The sequence below is a fragment of the Prochlorococcus sp. MIT 0604 genome, assembly GCF_000757845.1.
Taxonomy (GTDB): Bacteria; Cyanobacteriota; Cyanobacteriia; order PCC-6307; family Cyanobiaceae; genus Prochlorococcus_A.
In genome coordinates this window covers 719,684-738,559 of the sequence record NZ_CP007753.1, presented here as the reverse complement: position 1 = coordinate 738,559, position 18,876 = coordinate 719,684, and the positions used below count along the sequence as shown (strand labels likewise).

17 protein-coding genes are annotated in these 18,876 nt (G+C 31.7%); 3 read left to right on the top strand and 14 right to left on the bottom strand.

Translation table 11 applies throughout. The features are described 5' to 3' along the window. The first annotated feature begins 22 nt into the window (after positions 1-22). Complete coding sequence (gene rpe, locus EW14_RS04065) at positions 23-778, top strand: ribulose-phosphate 3-epimerase (protein WP_042850233.1); 756 nt, start codon at positions 23-25, stop codon at positions 776-778. Between the two features lie 24 nt (positions 779-802). Here rpe and ccsB read toward each other — a convergent pair whose 3' ends face one another. The 5 genes from ccsB to EW14_RS04040 all read right to left on the bottom strand — a co-directional run bounded on the left by ccsB (position 803) and on the right by EW14_RS04040 (position 5,687). Beyond that, positions 803-1,732 carry a c-type cytochrome biogenesis protein CcsB gene (ccsB, locus tag EW14_RS04060; protein WP_042850232.1) on the bottom strand — a complete coding sequence of 310 codons (930 nt, stop codon included), beginning with the start codon at positions 1,730-1,732 and terminating at the stop codon, positions 803-805. Positions 1,733-1,843: 111 nt separating this feature from the next. Next, positions 1,844-2,572 carry an LPS export ABC transporter ATP-binding protein gene (gene lptB, locus EW14_RS04055; protein ID WP_042850231.1) on the bottom strand — a complete coding sequence of 243 codons (729 nt, stop codon included), beginning with the start codon at positions 2,570-2,572 and terminating at the stop codon, positions 1,844-1,846. Positions 2,573-2,666: 94 nt separating this feature from the next. Then, positions 2,667-3,035 carry a DUF309 domain-containing protein gene (locus tag EW14_RS04050; RefSeq protein ID WP_042850230.1) on the bottom strand — a complete coding sequence of 123 codons (369 nt, stop codon included), beginning with the start codon at positions 3,033-3,035 and terminating at the stop codon, positions 2,667-2,669. An 11-nt stretch (positions 3,036-3,046) separates the two neighbouring features. Next, positions 3,047-4,843 (bottom strand): translational GTPase TypA, encoded by a 1,797-nt coding sequence (typA, locus tag EW14_RS04045; protein ID WP_042850229.1) that lies wholly within the window; start codon positions 4,841-4,843, stop codon positions 3,047-3,049. A 130-nt stretch (positions 4,844-4,973) separates the two neighbouring features. Then, positions 4,974-5,687, bottom strand: coding sequence for a D-alanyl-D-alanine carboxypeptidase family protein (locus EW14_RS04040; RefSeq protein WP_042850228.1), 714 nt, complete (start codon positions 5,685-5,687; stop codon positions 4,974-4,976). A 113-nt stretch (positions 5,688-5,800) separates the two neighbouring features. Here EW14_RS04040 and chlP point away from each other — a divergent pair, with 113 nt between their 5' ends. After that, positions 5,801-7,141, top strand: a complete 1,341-nt coding sequence (chlP, locus tag EW14_RS04035; RefSeq protein WP_025972038.1) for a geranylgeranyl reductase — start codon at positions 5,801-5,803, stop codon at positions 7,139-7,141. Here chlP and glyS read toward each other — a convergent pair. Beyond that, positions 7,122-9,284, bottom strand: a complete 2,163-nt coding sequence (glyS, locus tag EW14_RS04030; protein ID WP_042850226.1) for a glycine--tRNA ligase subunit beta — start codon at positions 9,282-9,284, stop codon at positions 7,122-7,124. The two genes, chlP and glyS, sit on opposite strands and share 20 nt — an antisense overlap. A gap of 87 nt (positions 9,285-9,371) precedes the next feature. Between glyS and EW14_RS04025 the strand changes: the two genes are divergently transcribed. Next, a complete protein-coding gene (locus EW14_RS04025) occupies positions 9,372-11,159 on the top strand; it encodes an NADPH-dependent assimilatory sulfite reductase hemoprotein subunit (protein WP_042850225.1) in 1,788 nt (595 codons plus the stop codon). Positions 11,160-11,162: 3 nt separating this feature from the next. Here the strand turns inward: EW14_RS04025 and EW14_RS04020 are convergent, their stop codons facing one another. From EW14_RS04020 to EW14_RS03990, 8 genes are all read right to left on the bottom strand, one after another. After that, complete coding sequence (locus EW14_RS04020; protein WP_042850224.1) at positions 11,163-11,846, bottom strand: M15 family metallopeptidase; 684 nt, start codon at positions 11,844-11,846, stop codon at positions 11,163-11,165. Between the two features lie 57 nt (positions 11,847-11,903). Beyond that, positions 11,904-14,360, bottom strand: a complete 2,457-nt coding sequence (recG, locus tag EW14_RS04015) for an ATP-dependent DNA helicase RecG (RefSeq protein ID WP_042850223.1) — start codon at positions 14,358-14,360, stop codon at positions 11,904-11,906. Positions 14,361-14,381: 21 nt separating this feature from the next. Further along, a complete protein-coding gene (locus EW14_RS04010; RefSeq protein WP_042850222.1) occupies positions 14,382-15,533 on the bottom strand; it encodes a hypothetical protein in 1,152 nt (383 codons plus the stop codon). Beyond that, complete coding sequence (gene tsf / locus EW14_RS04005; protein WP_042850221.1) at positions 15,469-16,125, bottom strand: translation elongation factor Ts; 657 nt, start codon at positions 16,123-16,125, stop codon at positions 15,469-15,471. Before tsf ends, EW14_RS04010 begins: the two co-directional genes overlap by 65 nt. 44 nt (positions 16,126-16,169) lie before the next feature. Beyond that, entirely contained in the window at positions 16,170-16,874 is a 705-nt protein-coding gene (rpsB, locus tag EW14_RS04000; protein ID WP_042850220.1) for a 30S ribosomal protein S2, read from the bottom strand. Between the two features lie 129 nt (positions 16,875-17,003). Further along, on the bottom strand, positions 17,004-17,915 hold the full coding sequence (locus EW14_RS03995; protein WP_042850219.1) for a glycosyltransferase family 2 protein: 912 nt from the start codon (positions 17,913-17,915) through the stop codon (positions 17,004-17,006). Between the two features lie 61 nt (positions 17,916-17,976). Further along, positions 17,977-18,126: a hypothetical protein gene (locus EW14_RS10050; RefSeq protein WP_156095664.1), complete on the bottom strand. Its 150-nt coding sequence runs from the start codon at positions 18,124-18,126 to the stop codon at positions 17,977-17,979. An 18-nt stretch (positions 18,127-18,144) separates the two neighbouring features. Then, the gene (locus EW14_RS03990) at positions 18,145-18,873 is read right to left on the bottom strand and encodes a DevA family ABC transporter ATP-binding protein (RefSeq protein ID WP_042850218.1); all 729 of its coding nucleotides are present in this window, start codon (positions 18,871-18,873) and stop codon (positions 18,145-18,147) included. Positions 18,874-18,876 lie beyond the last annotated feature (3 nt).

The window sequence follows — 18,876 nt, the reverse complement described above, 5'->3', positions numbered from 1 at the left end:
TATTAAATATTTTAAAAATTAAATGACTGAGTCAAATCAAGCAAATTTAACTGGTGCTAATAGACCAATTCAAATAATTCCTTCAGTTTTACCAGCAGATTGGGCAAACATGGGGGCATGTGTGAAAGAACTCGAGGAAGCTGGGGTAGATAGAATTCAATTTGATGTAATGGATGGAAATTTCGTACCAAATCTCACTTTCGGTCCTGAAATGATTGCTGCATGCAGGAAATATTGCAATGTCCCTTTTGAAACTCAATTAATGGTCAGCCAGTACAACTGTGAAACCATGCTTGAAGCTTATGTAAATGCTACAAAAGGGACAAATGGTGAACCAGGAGTAGTAATAGCTCATGCCGAAGCAAATATTCATTTGCATAGAGTTCTCGGAAGAATAAGAGATTTAGGAGGATCTCCTTCAGTTGCATTAAACCCTCATACTCCTTTTGAGATGATTAAAAACATTATGGATATGGTCGATCATGTTTTGGTCATGACAGTTAATCCAGGCTTTGGAGGACAAGCTTATATCCCAACAATGCTTAATAAGATCAGAGAGATAAGAAATTTTATTATCGAAAAAAACTTAAATGTCGATATTGAAGTTGATGGGGGGATAAAAGCAAATTGGACTATCTCACAATGTGCCGACGCTGGTGCCAATTGTTTTATTGCAGGTAGTGGAATGTTTGCTTACCCAACATTAAAAGAAGGATGTGATGACTTGAGAAAAGTTGCACGAGAAGCGCAAAAGGGAATAGTTCTTTCAGAACCTTAATAAATATTATGGGTGATTAAGAAATTATCCAAAGATCCAGCCATAACTATGTAACCCTATTCCTAAGAAATTAACTCCCAAATAACATACTAAAACCACTAAAAAGCCAGTAGATGCTAATAATGCTGGTCTGCGTCCTTGCCAACCCTTGCTTATTCTCATATGCAGATAAGCGGCATAAAACAGCCATGAGATAAATGCCCATGTTTCTTTTGGATCCCAACTCCACCATGTACCCCAAGCCTCATTAGCCCAGACCGCCCCTGAAATTAAACCAAGAGTAAGAAGAACAAAGCCAATTAATATAGAACGATAACTTAATGTATCTAATTCTTCTGAATAAGAAAACTCAATAGATTCAACTAAACCATTTACAGGATAGTTATTAGAAATTTTAAACCCTCCAATACCTGTAGAACTACTTCTGATTTGAAGCGGCTTATTTTTATTAATGAACAAAACAGAAACTGAAAGTAAAGAACCTATTATTAGTGCCGCATAACTAAGCATTACGACACTAACGTGCATTACTAACCAACTAGATCTTAAAGCTGGAACCAAGTTGGATGATACTTTCAAATCGTCAGGCAAAACAAAGCAGGCAAAAGCCACAGTCAGTAACTCAATAGGTATGGCAATCGAAGGAATTATTGGAGATTTATATTCCCTTTCAATCAATAGTTGTCCCATTGTGATCCCCCAAGTAAGGAAATAAAGAGATTCATATAAATTGCTAATAGGGAAGTGTCCAGAAATTGACCATCTAAAAAGTAGTTGTAATGATATGAATAAATTCACTAAAATCGTTAAGATTCTTACAGTAATAGAAGACTTTTTTTTAAAAACTGCAACTAATGATATCGGTAAGTTAACTAATAAAAAATAGAAGACTAAAAGACCCAAGACGGAAACTGGGTCGTATATTAAATTTTTAAAAAGATTATCTAGAATCATACAAGAAATTTATCTGGTTTTAAGTTCTATGACATCCAAATAATAATTTAAATCATCTCTATGTGAGTAAATCTTTAATAATAAAGTTTTAATTTATTAAGCAAAAGGATTTCAAAGTTTGAAATCATCTCCTAAATAATACTTCTTGACTATTGGATTATCAGCCAATTCACTTGATGATCCGTTAGCTAAAATTTTCCCTTCACTTAATACATATGATTTGTTTGTAATTAAAAGGGTTTCCCTTACATTATGGTCTGTAATAAGAATCCCTACCCCATCACTACTTAATTTAAGAATTAGTTTCTTTAAATCATTAACGGCTAGAGGATCGATCCCAGCAAACGGCTCGTCTAACAACAAATATTTAGGTCCTTTTCTACCTACAGTGAGAGCTCTGGCTATTTCGCACCTCCGCCTTTCTCCTCCTGAAAGTTGATAACCATAATTATCCACAAAATTATTCAAATTAAATTCATTAATTAGTTGTTCTCTTCTATTTCTAATTGCCGCTCTACTTAAAGATGAATTCTGCAATGCCAAATCTATATTATCCTTAACAGTAAGGTCTCTAAATATACTCGCTTCCTGGGTTAAATAACCCAACCCAAGTCTTGATCTAATTGGGAGAGGAAGATTGGTTATATTTTTACCATTCATAAAAATTTCACCTTTATCAGGTTTTATATTCCCTACGGCAAGATTAAAAGTAGTAGTTTTCCCAGCACCGTTGGGTCCCATCAAACCTACAACTTCCCCTGGATTTACAGTTAAGAAAACATCATTTACGATTAACCTTCCTTTAATTGAAAGAGATACATTATTAATTTTTAGATTCATTTCCTTTGAGATCGATAAGTTTTCTCGTTTCCTTGAAAAAAAAATAAAATTGAAAATATTAATTCAATTGAAGATAAAGATGTATTCATATTTATCAAAGAGTTTTCAGAAAAGGCTTATCGTTCTCATTTAATAGCTCTTTATATTGTAATTTCCTCAATAAATCTTCTAAACATCGGCAGAAGGATTCAAGGTCAATACCTAAATTAATCTTAGTTCTAGTTTTTATTCTACCTAAACCCTCTCCAAGCAAAATAGTAGCTCCATTTAAATTACCTTTACTTAAATGAAACTGAGAAACAGATACTTGTAAAATCCCCTGGATAACTTGTCTTTCGTCACCATCAACGGAATTCCATATTTCTTCAAAAGCATCATGAGCCTCATACCATTCATGATTATTAAAAAGATTTAAAGCAGTATAAAGGGAATCTTTTAAACTTTTTGTACTTTCTTCGTTCATGAAACTAATTATTAATTTTTTTTCTTTTTATTTTTTTTTCTCATTCTTATTGAATCTGGTGTTACCTCAAGCATTTCATCTGGACCGATATATTCTAGTGCTCTTTCAAGCGTAATATCAACAGGTGACTGCAATGTATCAAGTTCCTCTGCCCCTGCAGACCTCATATTAGTCAACTGCTTAGTTTTACATATATTCAACTCAAGATCTTGAGGTCTATTATTCTCTCCAATTATCATTCCTTTGTAAACTTTTACTCCTGGTTTAATAAAATAAACTCCCCTATCTTCAGCATTCTTTAATGCATAAAATGTGGCAACACCTTCCTCAAAAGCTATAAGAACTCCATTTCTCCTGGTTTCAAAATCTCCTGTTTTAGGTTTATATTCATAAAAAGAGTGACTCATGATACCTTCGCCTCTTGTTATCCGAACAAATTCCCCGCGAAATCCAATAAGTCCTCTCGATGGCACAAGAAATTCTAATTGAGTTCTCCCATCTGAACTTGTCTGCATGTTTTTCATCTCGGCTTTTCTCGATCCAAGTTTCTCTATACACGAGCCAACGGATACTTCAGGCACATCTAAAACCAAAGTCTCAATAGGCTCACATTCAACATTATCAATCTCTCTAAAAATTACTTGAGGTTGTGAGATTTGAAACTCGAATCCTTCTCTTCTCATAGTCTCAATCAAAATACCTAAATGTAATTCTCCTCTTCCTGAAACTGAGAACCTATCAGGAGAATCAGTTTCTTCGACCCTTAGAGCAACATTTGTCAAAAGTTCCCTTTCCAATCTATTTTTTAATTGTCTACTAGTAACAAATTTCCCCTCTTTACCCGCAAATGGAGAATCGTTAACAACAAAAGTCATATTTAACGTAGGTTCATCAACTTTGATTAATGGAAGTGGATGGGGAGAATCGGGACATGCTATGGTTTCACCGATATTGACGTCATCGAAACCAGAAACGGCAACGATATCTCCTGCGAATGCTTCATTTATATCAATCCTTTGTAATCCTTCGAATCCTAGTAGTTTACTAACCTTACCTTTAATAGTTTTACCATTTTCTTTAATTAAACTAGCTTGTTGACCGTTTTTTATAGTTCCATTATGAATTTTCCCAATTACAATTCTGCCTAAGAAATCAGAATAGTCTAGAGTAGTTATTTGTAGCTGAAGAGGCTTTTTGGTATCACCTACTGGAGGTGGAACATGTCTGAGAATAGCCTCAAAAAGAGGCATCATATTGTCACTATTTGATTCCATCTCTTCTTTTGCAAAACCAGATAGCCCGCTTCCAAAAAGATAAGGGAAATCACATTGATCATCATCAGCGCCTAATTCTAAGAACAAATCCAATACCTTATCTATTGCTATTTCAGGAACTACTCTTGGTCTATCAATTTTATTCACAAAAACTATAGGCCTAAGTCCTTTTTCTAGCGCTTTTTTTAAAACAAATCTTGTTTGTGGCATAGGCCCCTCATTTGCATCGACTATAAGCAGACAACCATCCACCATTCCCAAAACCCTCTCAACTTCTCCTCCAAAATCTGCATGTCCTGGTGTATCTATAATATTAATACGGGTATCTTTGTAGTTTACCGCAGTATTTTTTGAGAGTATTGTTATTCCTCTTTCTCTTTCAAGATCATTCGAATCCATAACGCATGTAGGAATAACTTCGTTATCTCTAAATATTCCTGATTGAGATAACAATGCATCCACAAGAGTAGTCTTCCCATGATCTACGTGGGCAATAATAGCAACATTTCTAATTTCTTTAATCGAAGATGACATTTATAAAGTTTATATAAATAAGTAGATTGACTTTATTAAGGCTAACTCAAAGAATGCTTATTATGAGAATTTTCTCTTTAAGACTTTGAAAAACATAATCATAATAAATAATTTAATTAATAAAAAAAAATTATGATTTTCTATTTGAACTTTCAAAAACTTTTAAAGCTTCAATTGATCCCTCATATCTCCAATGCCAAGGTTCATAATCAATATATTTATTATCTTTGGCAAACGATAATTTAAAGTGAAATTTAGCAGCATTTTTTATTAGCCATCTAAAGGCGTCAGTATTCTCAAATTCGGTCTCAAAATCAGTTTCTCTTTGAGTAGCATCACCAAAATCAATAGCAAATCCTGTACTATGTTCAGAATATCCTGGTGGTGCTGAGACTCTAGCTCTTTCTGCAGCTTCTTGATTTCTAAAAGATTTTAAAGAATAGAAGATTTCGTTTTGCAAATTTATTGATCTATAACCACTCAAGAAAACTAAGTATATTCCTTCTTTTTGTGCTTCCTCCCTCATCTTTAATAAAGAATCACGCATATCAATGTGAACTTCAATATTAGGCTCAATTAGAACTAGCTTCTCCTTAGAAATTTCGGCATAGGGTAAATGCCCCAAAATTCTATGGTCATGACTTGTCTGAGCATGAAAATTGAGATTACCAAGAGATCCTATTTCTATATTTCTAATAAATCGCAATGAAAAAATAGAAAAGAGAAAGAAAACAAATGGAGAAAATATTAATAAATTTTTTAATAATGTTGAATTTGGGTTATTTAGGTAAGTTCTTTTGGCAAGTGGTATTTCAAATTGATCAATATCTTTGTTTGGTTCCAATATTTTAGAAGTGAATTTGGAAAAGATATTTCGATATTAACTATTATTTTAAGAAATGCACTTTTATAAGCAAAAAAGATGTAGTTTTTATATACAGTATTATTTTTTTTCAAATGTTGAGGGTAGCTGTTATTGGTGGAGGTCCAAGTGGTTCATGTGCGGCAGAAATACTTGCTAAAGCTGGAATAAAAACTTGGCTCTTCGAGAGAAAATTAGATAATGCAAAACCATGTGGAGGAGCAATTCCACTTTGCATGGTCGAAGAATTTGATTTGCCTGAGTCAATTATTGATAGAAAAGTAAGGCATATGAGAATGATATCTCCATCAAATAGAGAGGTAGATATAAGTTTAGATAGAGTTTATGGGAAAAGTGATAATGAGTTTATTGGGATGTGTAGAAGAGAAGTTATGGATGCCTTTATGCGCAACAGAGCATCAGATCTTGGTGCCACATTAATAAATGGATTAGTTACTTCTATTGATACAGGTGATAATAATCAAGGTCCCTATAAGCTTTCCTACTCAGATTTTACGAATGGAGATAAAAAAGGGGAACTCAAGGAGCTTACTGTTGACCTTTTGATCGGAGCTGATGGGGCAAATAGCAGAGTGGCAAAAGCAATGGATGCAGGAGATTACAAAGTTGCCATAGCATTTCAGGAAAGAATTAAATTGCCTAAAGAAGAAATGAGTTACTACGAAGATCTCGCTGAAATGTATGTCGGCACTGATGTTTCTCCTGATTTTTATGGGTGGGTATTTCCTAAATATGATCATGTTGCTGTGGGCACTGGAACCATGCAAAAGAATCAGTCATTAATTAAAGGACTTCAAGAAGGTGTAAGAAATAGGGCAAAGAAAAGACTTGTTAATGGTGAAGTAATAAAGGTAGAAGCCCACCCTATTCCTGAGCATCCAAGGCCAAGAAGAGTTGTTGGGAGAATGGCATTGGTTGGTGATGCAGCTGGTTATGTTACAAAAAGTTCTGGAGAGGGTATTTATTTTGCTGCAAAAAGCGGAAGAATGTGTGCTGAAGAAATTGTTGAAGCATCAAAAAACGGTCAAGTAATTCCATCAGAAAAAGATTTAAAAAATTATCTTAAAAAATGGGATAAAAAATATGGCACAACTTATAAGGTGCTAGAAATCCTTCAAAATATTTTCTACAGAAATGATTCTGCTAGAGAAGCCTTTGTTGAGATGTGTGATGACATGGATGTACAAAGACTTACTTTTGATAGTTACTTATACAAAAGAGTTGTCTCCATGAAACCATTACAGCAACTTAAAATTACAATGCTTACACTTGGTTCTATTTTAAGAGGGAAAGCCCTAGCACCTTTAAAATATAAACCCGTTGATAGTGCTGTTAGAGAAAATAAAGAAGTAGAAAAAATGCTAGAAAATTATTCAATAAAGGGAGGCATTAAAGTTAAGAGTTCAAAAGTGTAAAGTCGGCTATTTTTAGAGAATAATTTCTAATTAAGCTCAACATATTTAGTCTATTATTTCTTAGTTTTAAATCCTCTGACATTATTAGTACTCCCTTTTCATTATCAAATAAATCCTCGATAGTCTTTACATTAATCTCAAACAAATTTAAAAGTTCCAAATAATTGCAATAACTTTCCGAAAAAAGTTTTTCTAATTCGCCAATAAATTCAAAAACTTTCAATTCACAATCTTTTTCAAAAAGTTTTGTGTTTACATAATCTCTTGTTGAGAGAACATCTCTTGAAAGATCACTATTAATAGCTAATTTGCTTACCCTAGTAATCACCTTCTGGATTTCAATAAAATTATCCTTTTGATTAAAATTCATAATTGCTGTAATCCTTTTTTTAAGATCAACAATGTTCAATACTCTTTCTTGAGATAATTGATCAGAAGAGCAAACGGCCTTTATTAATTCTTTACTTAGTGATATTTCTTCTAGATGACTAACAATTCTTTGAACTAAAAATTCATTTAAATCATTAAATACTTTTTCTCTTGAGAAGTTTAAATTCGGAAATGCGATTTTCCAAAAATCAACAAGTTCGTTAAATAATTTATCTAAAGGTAAATCAAGTTCATAATCCCAAATTATTTTAATCACTCCATTCAAATTTCTTCTCAAAGCGTAAGGATCAGATGATCCACTGGGACGTTTACCAGAAATAAATATACTTATTAAAGTTTCGACCTTATCTGCTATAGAAACTATTGCACCATATTTTGTGGAGGGCAAAGCATCTTTATAAAAAGAAGGTAAATAATGTTCAGCTACCGCCAAGCAAACATCCTCACTAAATCCCTCATGTTTAAGATATTTACCACCCATTATTCCTTGCAGTTCAGGTAATTCGAAAACAATTTCGCTACATAAGTCATTTTTACAGTATTTAGCAGCTTCTATTATTTTTTTTACTTCTAAAGACTTATCATTTAAAAATTTAAGAATTTTTTTTGTAACTTCCTCTATCCTTTCTACCCTCTGAAATATATTTCCAAGTCCTTTCAAATATGAAACAGATTTAAGCTTTTCATTTCTTTCGATTGAAGCAACTTTTTTGTCACTTTCTACGAAAAACTTTGCATCTGAAAACCTTGCCCTTAATACTTTCTCATTACCTTTGGCAATATTATTATTTGATTCTTCAAGACCATTCGAAATAATGCAGAAAGTTGTACTAATATTTTTTTCAGAGCTTAAATCTAGTTTAGAAAAACTATCGTTTTTCAATAAAAGAGGTACGTATCTCTGATGAATTTTCATGACTGTTGAGAGAACTTCAACTGGAAGATCAAGAAATTCATTACTAAATTTGCCAATAATTAACTCTGGCCATTCAACTAAATCAGTTAGTTCATTTAGTAATCCTTCTGAAAGGTCAGGCTTCAGATTTAAAGATTTAGATGCCTGATTTATTAAACTTTCAATTTTTTCTTTTCTTTCTTTTCGAATAGCTATTACTCTATTTCGTTTCAATAGTTCAAAAAAACCATCAGGATTCTGAACTTCTAAAACTTTATTTATTAGCCTATGACTTTTTGTTTTATTACTTATTTTGATTTTTGGATCACATTCATCAAATTCAAAATCAAGAATTTCATCATTATAAATAGAGGAAATCCACCTAATAGGTCTTGAAAATTTTATGTTTCCAGTACCCCATTTCATAAATCGAGGGCCTTGAAGACTCTTTACTAATTGTGGGATAATCAAAGACAAAGAAATTTTTGTTGATAATCCTTTCTCAATTTTCTTTCCAAATACAAAATCACCCTTTTCTGTGTTTTTTATTTCTAGCTCACCTACATCTATGTCTAAGCTATTAGCAAATCCCAAAGCAGCATTAGTAGGACATCCATTTAAATAAGCTGAATTTGCTTTAGGCCCTTTTCTTTCTATTATTTTATCTTCTGCATAATCAACTAAACCTTCGAGAAGTAGAACTATCCTCCTTGGTGTGGAGGTAGCAACTATATGTTCGAATTTAATTAACTTTTTATCCAATTCAAATTCTATTAGAGATTTAAATTGCTCTAGAACAGAATGAGCAAATTTTGCGGGCAACTCTTCTGTTCCTATCTCAAGTAAATATTTAGACAAGAAAAAAATATGACTTCACTTACTATAATTTACTACCAGTTAAATAAGCTTTTCGCTAATGTATAAAAAGAGATATGTTTTGGTCCTTTGATCAAGGTTGAGAAAGTAAAAAAGAAAAGAGATTCTGCAAAGGAAGAGACTGTTTGTTTAGCAAATGGACTAGAAGTCTCCAAATTTGAAAATTTTAAAAAAAGTAGCCAATTTCTTAAGGAACCACTTGCTACGGAATTAGTCAATGAAAGTGATCATTTTACTAATGATGCAGTTCAGTTATTAAAGTTTCATGGTAGTTATCAACAAGATAACAGGGAAAATAGAAGACCTGGCAAAAGTAAAGATTGGCAAATGATGCTTAGGTTAAGAAATCCGGGCGGTGAAGTTTCTGGAAAATTATTTTTAGCATTAGATGAATTATCTGACAAATTAGGTAATGGAACACTTAGGGCCACTACAAGACAAGCCTTTCAAATGCATGGAATCAGAAAGGAGAACCTAAAGGAAGTAATTCAAACAATAGTAAATTCAATGGGCTCCACATTAGCTGCATGTGGAGATATTAATAGAAACGTTATGGCTCCTGCGGCTCCATTTGATTCGCCAGACTATAATATTGCAAGAGCATTGGCAAAAAAAGTTGCAGATCTTCTCACCCCAATGGCTGGCCAAGGCACTTTTTTAGAGCTTTGGGCTGATGGAGATTTAGAGTACACTATAAAGCCTGACAAAGATATTGAAGCAATTAGGAAGCTTCAATTCAAAGATAATGTTTTTAGTGGGATAAAAGATGAGCCTCTTTATGGTTCAACTTATTTACCGAGAAAATTCAAATGTGCCGTGACAGTTCCTGGGGACAATTCTGTTGATCTTCTTACCAATGACATAGGAATAGTTGCCTTTACTTCTAAAGATGGAAACTTAGAAGGGTGCAACTTCTATGTTGGAGGTGGTATGGGTCGCACACATAATAATGAGGAGACCTTTGCCAGAATTGCAGATCCACTTGGATATGTTGAAGAACCTGATGTTTATGAATTAATACAAAGCATTGTGGCTATTCAAAGAGATTATGGTGATAGAAAATCAAGAAAAAATTCGAGAATGAAATATCTTCTTCATAGAAAAGGTATTAAATGGTTCAAAAAGATACTTTCTGATAAGTATTTCAAAAAAGAAATTAAAAAAATTAGAAAAGAACCTGATAAGGTTCTTATTGATTACCTAGGTTGGCATAAACAAAATAAAACCTCCCATTTCGTAGGTTTACCATTGTTATCAGGAAGATTATCTGGAGAGAAGAAGAATACCATCACAAGTATTGTTAAAAAATATAATTTAGATTTAAGACTCACACCTAATCAAGATATTTTACTTTGTAATATCGCTAATAAAAACAAAGGTGAAATTCAAAAATCTCTATCAAAAATTGGATACGAAAATTTAGAAAATATTAATGAAATACAAAGACATGCTTTAGCTTGTCCTGCTTTACCACTTTGTGGGCTTGCAATGACTGAAGCTGAAAGAATATTACCTGATGTGTTAAAAAGGATTGAAAATTTACTATTAGATCTAAAAATACAAAAAACAATATTATTCAGAATGACAGGATGTCCGAATGGATGTACCAGGCCTTATATGGCCGAATTAGCACTTGTTGGAAGTGGGCAAAACAAATACCAATTATGGTTGGGGGGAAGTAAAAATCTACAAAGGCTTGCTAAACCATTTTTACAAAGAATGGAACTTAACGATTTAGAAATTACTCTTCAACCATTATTTGATAGTTGGAAGAGTAATTTGGATTTGGATTTCGGAGATTTTATAAATAATCAAGATGAAAATTATATATTAAATTTACTAAATGAAAATCAATAGAATTTAAATTTTCCCATAAAGGGCATTTGCTTTTTTATTTTTCCAAGCCCATAATTGATCACCATAACTAAAATGCCACCATTCATTAGGATGTTGAGCAAATCCGAATTTAGTCATAATTTCCCTTAAAAAATTTCTTCTACTATTCCAAATAATTGCTCCTTCATTCTTTCTGTTTGCATAAAAATAAGGATTTGATGTCTCATCCATTTGATCAACCATGCTTCCCATTTCAACAAGATTTCCGTCTTTATCTGATAAACAAACATCCAAAGCACCCCCAGTTGAATGAGGGGGAGGACACCTAGTGTCATGAGAAGGATATGCCCAAAATTTTTCAACTTTTTTTAAAATGGATGGATAAGATTTTATATTTTCAAAAGAAATATCAATATCGGATTTATCGCACTCTAATAAAAATGCTCTTTTAAACATGAATTCCTGGACTTCTATAGGTCGCCAACTGTCATAAATTAAAAGGTTAAAACTACTCTTTGATATCAAATAATCATTTACTTTTACTAATCTATTTACAACCTCCTCTCTTAATTTCCAAATAGAAGTTTTATCTTTGTAAGGTGCTCCCAAATGAAAGTAGGGATGGGGATCTAAAAACTTTAGGCAGCTAGGTATAGCTATTAATTTATCTCCATTATCTTTAATTGGTATTTTATTCCAAATTTTCAATTGAAATTTGCAATTGATTTATAGTGGCATATCTATCAAAAATTACAATGATAGTTTTCAATTTAAGAAATCATGAATGAATTTATTATCAGAATTATCAATAAGTATATTCCTTAAAACAATATTTTCTTTTAAGTCAGGATCATCACTAACAATCTTAATAGCCTCTTCACGAGCCTTATCAATAAGAAATTTATTGTTAGGTAAATTGTCCAGTACAAAATCAGGCAATCCGGATTGTCTATATCCTAAAATCTGACCTGGTCCTCTAAGCTCCAAGTCTTTTTCAGCAATATAAAAGCCATCATTAGATTTTTGCAAAACACAAAGTCGTTTATTTTCTAATCCATTTTTATCGGGGGTTACCAGATAACAAAAAGATTTTGTTGATCCTCTACCAACTCTCCCCCTTAATTGATGTAGCTGGGACAATCCAAATCTGTCCGAATTATAAATAATCATAATTGTGGCGTTAGGCACATCAATGCCAACCTCAATTACTGTGGTTGAAACCAATATATTAATTTCATTCTTTAAAAAAGAATTAATTACTTCATTCTTTTCTTGTGAACTTAATTTGCCATGCAATAATCCCACTTTTTTGTTAAAAAAGATCTCTTCTGATAAATGTTTGAATATTTTCTTTGCGGAGCTTAAATTCATTTTTTCTGAATCTTCTATAAGTGGCAAAATCACATAAGCTTGCTTTCCCTTATTGATCTCATCTTCAACAATCTTAAACAAGTTAGTTAAATCATCTTCTGAAATTATTTTAGTTGTTATTGGAACTCTCCCAGGAGGGAGCTCTGTAATTTGACTCACATCTAAATCTCCATAGATAGAGAGTGCAAGGGTTCTTGGAATTGGGGTTGCTGTCATTGATAACAAGTTAGTATTTTCTCCTTTATTTAGTAATCTATTTCTTTGAGTAACTCCAAATCTATGTTGTTCATCAATTACGACCATACCTAATGCATTAAAGATAACTTTATCCTCAAATAATGCATGAGTGCCTACGAGGATATCAACTAATCCATTTTTCAAATTAGAAAAAATTTCTTTTCTCTTTTTTTGAGGAGTATTCCCAGTAAGTAGTTCAACAGAAACTAAAAGGGGATTCAAATATTTTAATAAATTTTTATAATGCTGTTCTGCCAATACCTCTGTTGGGACCATAAATGCACCTTGAAGGTTTTTTTCAATGACAAGTAAAAGAGACGCTATTGCAATTATGGTTTTACCGCTTCCCACATCTCCCTGAAGCAATCTAGACATTGGTACGGGATTAGATAAATCTTTCTTGATTTCACTTAAAACATTTACTTGAGATTTTGTTAATTCAAAAGGAAAAGTATTTAAAAATTCTTTTAGTAAAGATTTCTTTTGAGGTAATTGTTGGGAAGTTACATTTTTGTTCGTCTTTCTTTTTCTAAGTAGAAACTTTATTTGCAGTAGGAACAACTCATCAAAAACCAAACGTTTTTTTGAATCAATAAGTGCCTGTTGAGTTGGTGGAAAATGAATATTAATCAACGACTCTCCTTTAGATAATAAAGATAATGAATCAAGTTGCTTTTTATTTAAAATTTCTGGACATTGCTTTGCATAAATTAGTACCTTTTTCATAAGTTTTATAAAACTCATATTTGATAATGCTTCACCTAATGAATACAAGGGTAATATTTTGCCTGAGAAATTAAAATTATCATTATTATCCTTAAGAATTTCAATCTGCGGATCTACAAAAGTTTTGCCATACTCTGTTAATTTAACCTTACCGGAAATTGCTAATTTAGTACCAGGAGCATACAAAGATTTCTGAGATGAGAAGAAGGAGTAAGATCTAAATCTTCTTCCTAAAAAAAATTTTGTAACCTTTATTGAAGACGTTTCATCAGAAACTACAAAATTCATTATTGATAAATTACTATTCTTTTTACTTTTATAAATATAAAATCTTTTAATATTTGCGATGCACGTATATAAATTATCTGGTTTTAAATTAATTATCTTAACTCTATTCGTATAGTCTAAATATGTTCTCGGGAAATAATTAATTAGATCCTTTATATGAAATATCCCTAATTCATTAAGCTTATTTTTATAAACTTTCCCAACATTTTTTATTAATGAAATATCTGAATCAAAAGACAAACTTGAATCAGCATTATTCAGAAAAATTTTATAAGAAATATTATTAGAACTTTCTATTTCTAGAGTTTTACCAAGTTTATAAAGATTTTTTCTTGTATCAATAATTAATCTTTTTCTTTGATTTTCATCTAATTTATTATATTCATTATATTTTGAAGAAAATTCATAAAATATCCTCAAATATTCGTCTGAGAGATTTAGATAATCTAATTTTTTCAATGATTCATGCAAATAATCATTGAAAAATTTTTCTCTTCCAAAAGTATTAATAAATTTGTTTTCAGTTTCAATAGTTAGAGACTTTTGTAGAGGTCTTATCCAATCTTTAATTAATTTATTATTATTTCCGCTAGTAGTCACATTTGAAAAAGAGTTATTTTTTCATCGTATCTTATTCAAAGTTATTTCTTTTTGCCTCCAATATGTCTCTTTTTTAATCAAACGCTGAAATTGATTTTTTAGCTCATTTATTTTGTTCCTTTGAATAGAAAGATTTAAATTTTTAAACTCTAACTCAACAGTAGATATATTAAAGAAAATAATACTTGGAAGGTTATTACCGTTTAATGATGACCGATTTAAGCTTAATTCAAAATTAATAAAAAAAGGATATGGATGTTTTATCATGAAATTTTTGCCTACTAAGTAATCAAAGGAATCTTTAGATATCATTTTTTTTATTAGATTTGCCTTAAATAATTCTTGGTTAATATCATAAGAAAGATTAATTAGTAAATTTTCCAATGAATTGTCTATTAAATCAAAATTTTTAAGAATCTCATTTTTTGGTGAATTATTCATTTGATTGATATTGTCTTTTTCTGGATGTCTTAGTTTTTCAACCTTTTCTTCTCCTATTAATTCAAGTAGGGAGGTGATAAATTGTTTTTCAACTCCTAAATTTTCAAAAATATTGTCACGAGACGAATAATTATTATGGTTGTTATTATCTAAATCAAGTGATGCGAATTTCTCATAATTATGAGCTTGATAATATTCAGAAGTATTTAGAAAATCATTACTAATCTGGAACTGAGTGGGTTCATTTAATTGAAAACCATCTTCATATTGAAATTTTTCTTCTTCATTCTTTGTTTTTGTGGAACCATCAAATATAGTAAAATTAATTTTCTTATTTATATTTTCTTCATTTTCATTTATTTTTAATTGTTCTACTGTTAATAAGGGCAAATTCTCAAATATTAATTTACTTATTTTTTGTTCAAATAGACTATAGAATTCATTTTCATTTAAGCAAAGATCATTAATTATTGGAAAACTATATATTTGGTTAAGGCCTTTTTCTACTGAGATGTAAAGTAGATCTCTTACGAGATTAAGATAAAGCTCATATTCCCTATAGATATTTCTAGTTAATACTCTTTTTTGTATGTCTGCTCTCTCTAATTGAGAGTTAATTTTATCTATATCTATGTACTTATTGAAATTATTCAAATCATTCAAGTGACTAGTTTGTTTGCATTGATGCAACCTCTTCAGCGAAGTCCATCTGATTTTTTTCAATACCTTCACCCAATGTATATCTGGTAAAGCGTCTTACTTGGATATTTTCCCCAATTTTTGCAGCTGCTTGTTTAACAAGATCCTCAACTGTTAGAGAACTATCTTTAATATAGGGTTGTGAAAGCAAAATTAGCTCATTAAGTCTTTTTGCTATTCTCCCTTCAACTATTTTTTCTTTAATTTGTTCCGGTTTTCCTGACAAATCTTCCCTACCCATTTCAATCTGCTTTTCTTTTTCTACAACATCTTTCGGTATTTCATTAATTGATACATATTCAACATTTGGGCAGGCGGCTATTTGCATTGAGACATCCTTCAACAGAGATTGGAAGATATCACCTCTAGCAACGAAATCAGTTTCACAATTTAACTCTAGTAAAACGCCTACCCTTGATCCAGTATGAATATAACTACCAATTGCCCCTTCTGCCGCTACTCTTCCCGATTTCTTTTCAGCACTAGCTATGCCTTTCTTTCTTAACCATTCCAAAGCTTTATCAACATTTCCATCAGTTTCATTAAGTGCTTTTTTGCAGTCCATCATTCCTGCGCCAGTCTTGTCTCTAAGATCTTTTACAAGTTTTGCTGTAATGTTTCCCATTTGAAGTAATAAAAAATAGTGAATAGTAAGTTTTAAATTAGAATTTAATTTTTTCTTTCGGAACTAGAGCCCTTTCTACCCTCATTTATGGCATCAGCAAGTCTTCCTAAAATAAGTTGCACAGATCTAACAGCATCATCATTACAAGGAATTGGAACTTCACACAAATCCGGATCGCAATTTGTATCCAACATCGATACTAATGAGATATCTAATTTTCTAGCTTCTAATACTGCATTAGATTCTCTTCTCTGATCAACCAATACAACTACATCTGGTAATCTTCTCATACCCTTAAGTCCACCTAAGTATTTTTGTAATCTTTCAAGTTCTCTCCTTAATACTGCAGCTTCTTTTTTAGGCCTCATTGCTATTGAACCACTACTTTCCATTCTTTCTAGATCCTTTAATCTTTCAATCCTAGCTTTCATTGTTGTCCAATTAGTCAACATCCCTCCAAGCCACCTTTGATTTACATATGCGGCTCCACAGCGTGTAGCTTCCTGAGCTACAACATCTGATGCTTGTTTTTTTGTACCGACAAATAGGAAACGTTTACCACTTTTTGCTGCGTTTCTCGTCCATTTATAAGCATTGTTCATACACAATGCTGTTTTTACAAGATCAATAATATGAACTCCATTTCTCGCGCAATATATATACTTAGACATCTTGGGGTTCCAACGTCTAGTTTGATGCCCAAAATGAGCACCAGCTTCCATCATTTCTGATAGTGATACAACAGCCATAATTAAAAAGGGGTTTCGGGTTAGCCTCCATCTGACGGGGAATTTATATTAATAAATCACCCGAAACTGTCAGATGTGTGGATTTGATTTCAACGATTCTAGCAAGTGATGTGTATTTCTAAAAGTTTTTTATCTTGATTTGGTTAACTGTTTAATGTAAATCATATTTAGAGGGATCCTGAGGATCTCAAGTGCAAGTCTATTTCTTCTTATATTTACCAGGAATCTTAATAAAGGAAGGATTCTATCAACACTGATTAGTCCTCCCAAGCAAAGAATTTGCCAAAGTAAATTATGAAGAGGAGTTAATTGAATCATAAATCTAACCCTTAAATTTGGATGTTTCTTATAAAACACCAACGCCATTTTTGCTCTCTCTTTTTCTTGAGCTATTAATGAATCTATTTGTTCGCAATTAAATGGCGGATGCCAATGAAAACCTACTGCATTTGGACATTTAATTAATTTTGTCCCAATTTTTTTTAATCTTTCTCCAAGTTCTAAATCCTCCCAACCGTAAAGACTAAAAGAAGTATCGAATAATCCCACACTTAAAATCAATTCTTTTGATATCGCAACATTCCCAGTAGCAAAGTAAGCAAAAGAAGTGTCCATTATTTTATGTTTTTCACTCTGAGGATTTAGAAAATTAGATGTATTGACTACCGAGCCATAGGTAAAACATTTTTTATCATTTTTTCTCCAAGAAGAAAGTAATTTTTCTACGTGGCAATTTATAAAATTGTCTAAAACAATAAGATCACTATCAATGAATATAATAATTTCATATTTTGATTTAATTACTCCCAGATTTCTTCCAAGTGCAGGTCCTCCATGTTCTTGCTGAAATAGATTAACGTGTGGGAGATTAGCTTTGTTTTTATTTATCCATGAAGTTGTCCCATCAGTGGATCCATCATCAACTACTATTACTTCATAATTACTGATATTTGTATTTAATTTTTGATTTTCAAGCGCAAAGAGACATTTCTCTAATATAGGTAATCTATTGTAAGTCGGTATAACAATACTTACATTCATGATTATGTCCTAAATATGCATAATATATTGGACTCCAAAAGATAAAAATAAAAGATATTCCCTAATCAGCTGCACCGCCATTATTTGCTGTGCCTGTAACGTTTCCACTATCAGGTCTTCCATCAGTTCTTAATTTCCTTTTTTTGAATTTTCTAGCATACGCTCGATTACGTTCCTGCTTTTCTTTTTTTAGATTCCTTCTCTTAGACATGAAATTTTAATTTTTTTATTATATTAGCTCACTATGAGCACCATATATTTTACCATCTTCCATATTTAATATCCTATCAGCCATATCAGAAATTCTAGGATCATGCGTCACCATAAGTACAGAACAATTTTGCTCTTTTGCTAGTTTTCTTAAAAGGGTTACTATTTCTCTTCCTGTGACGCTATCTAAAGCAGAAGTGGGTTCATCAGCTAATAAAAGTTTTGGGTTAGCAGATAAAGCTCGAGCTATTGCTACTCTCTGTTTCTGCCCACCAGATAAGTCATTTGGCAACTTTTTATGATGCTCTTCTAATCCTACTGCTGACAACCAATTCCGCGCTATTTCACGTCTTTGCAAATATGTTAAACCTTTTATTAAATCAGCGCCCATCTGAACATTTTGTTCTGCTGTTAAACATCTAAGAAGATTGTGACCTTGAAAAATCATTCCAATACTTCTTCTAAGAATCTGACGCGTTTTCCTTGATGCTCCATTTAACTGATTATTTAATACAGTTAAATCTCCACTTTGACAGGTTCTCAAGGCACCAATTAATGTTAAAAGAGTCGTTTTACCACATCCAGAAGGTCCTTTTAAAAGAACCAACTCTCCTTTATCAATATTTAAATTAACGTCATTAAGAACTTGTTTTTTATTCTCATTTTTTCCATAAAAATGACTCAAATTATTTATTGAGACTGTTTTCAGGTTTTTAATATTATTTTTTGCTTTGTTAGCTTTAAGCATTTA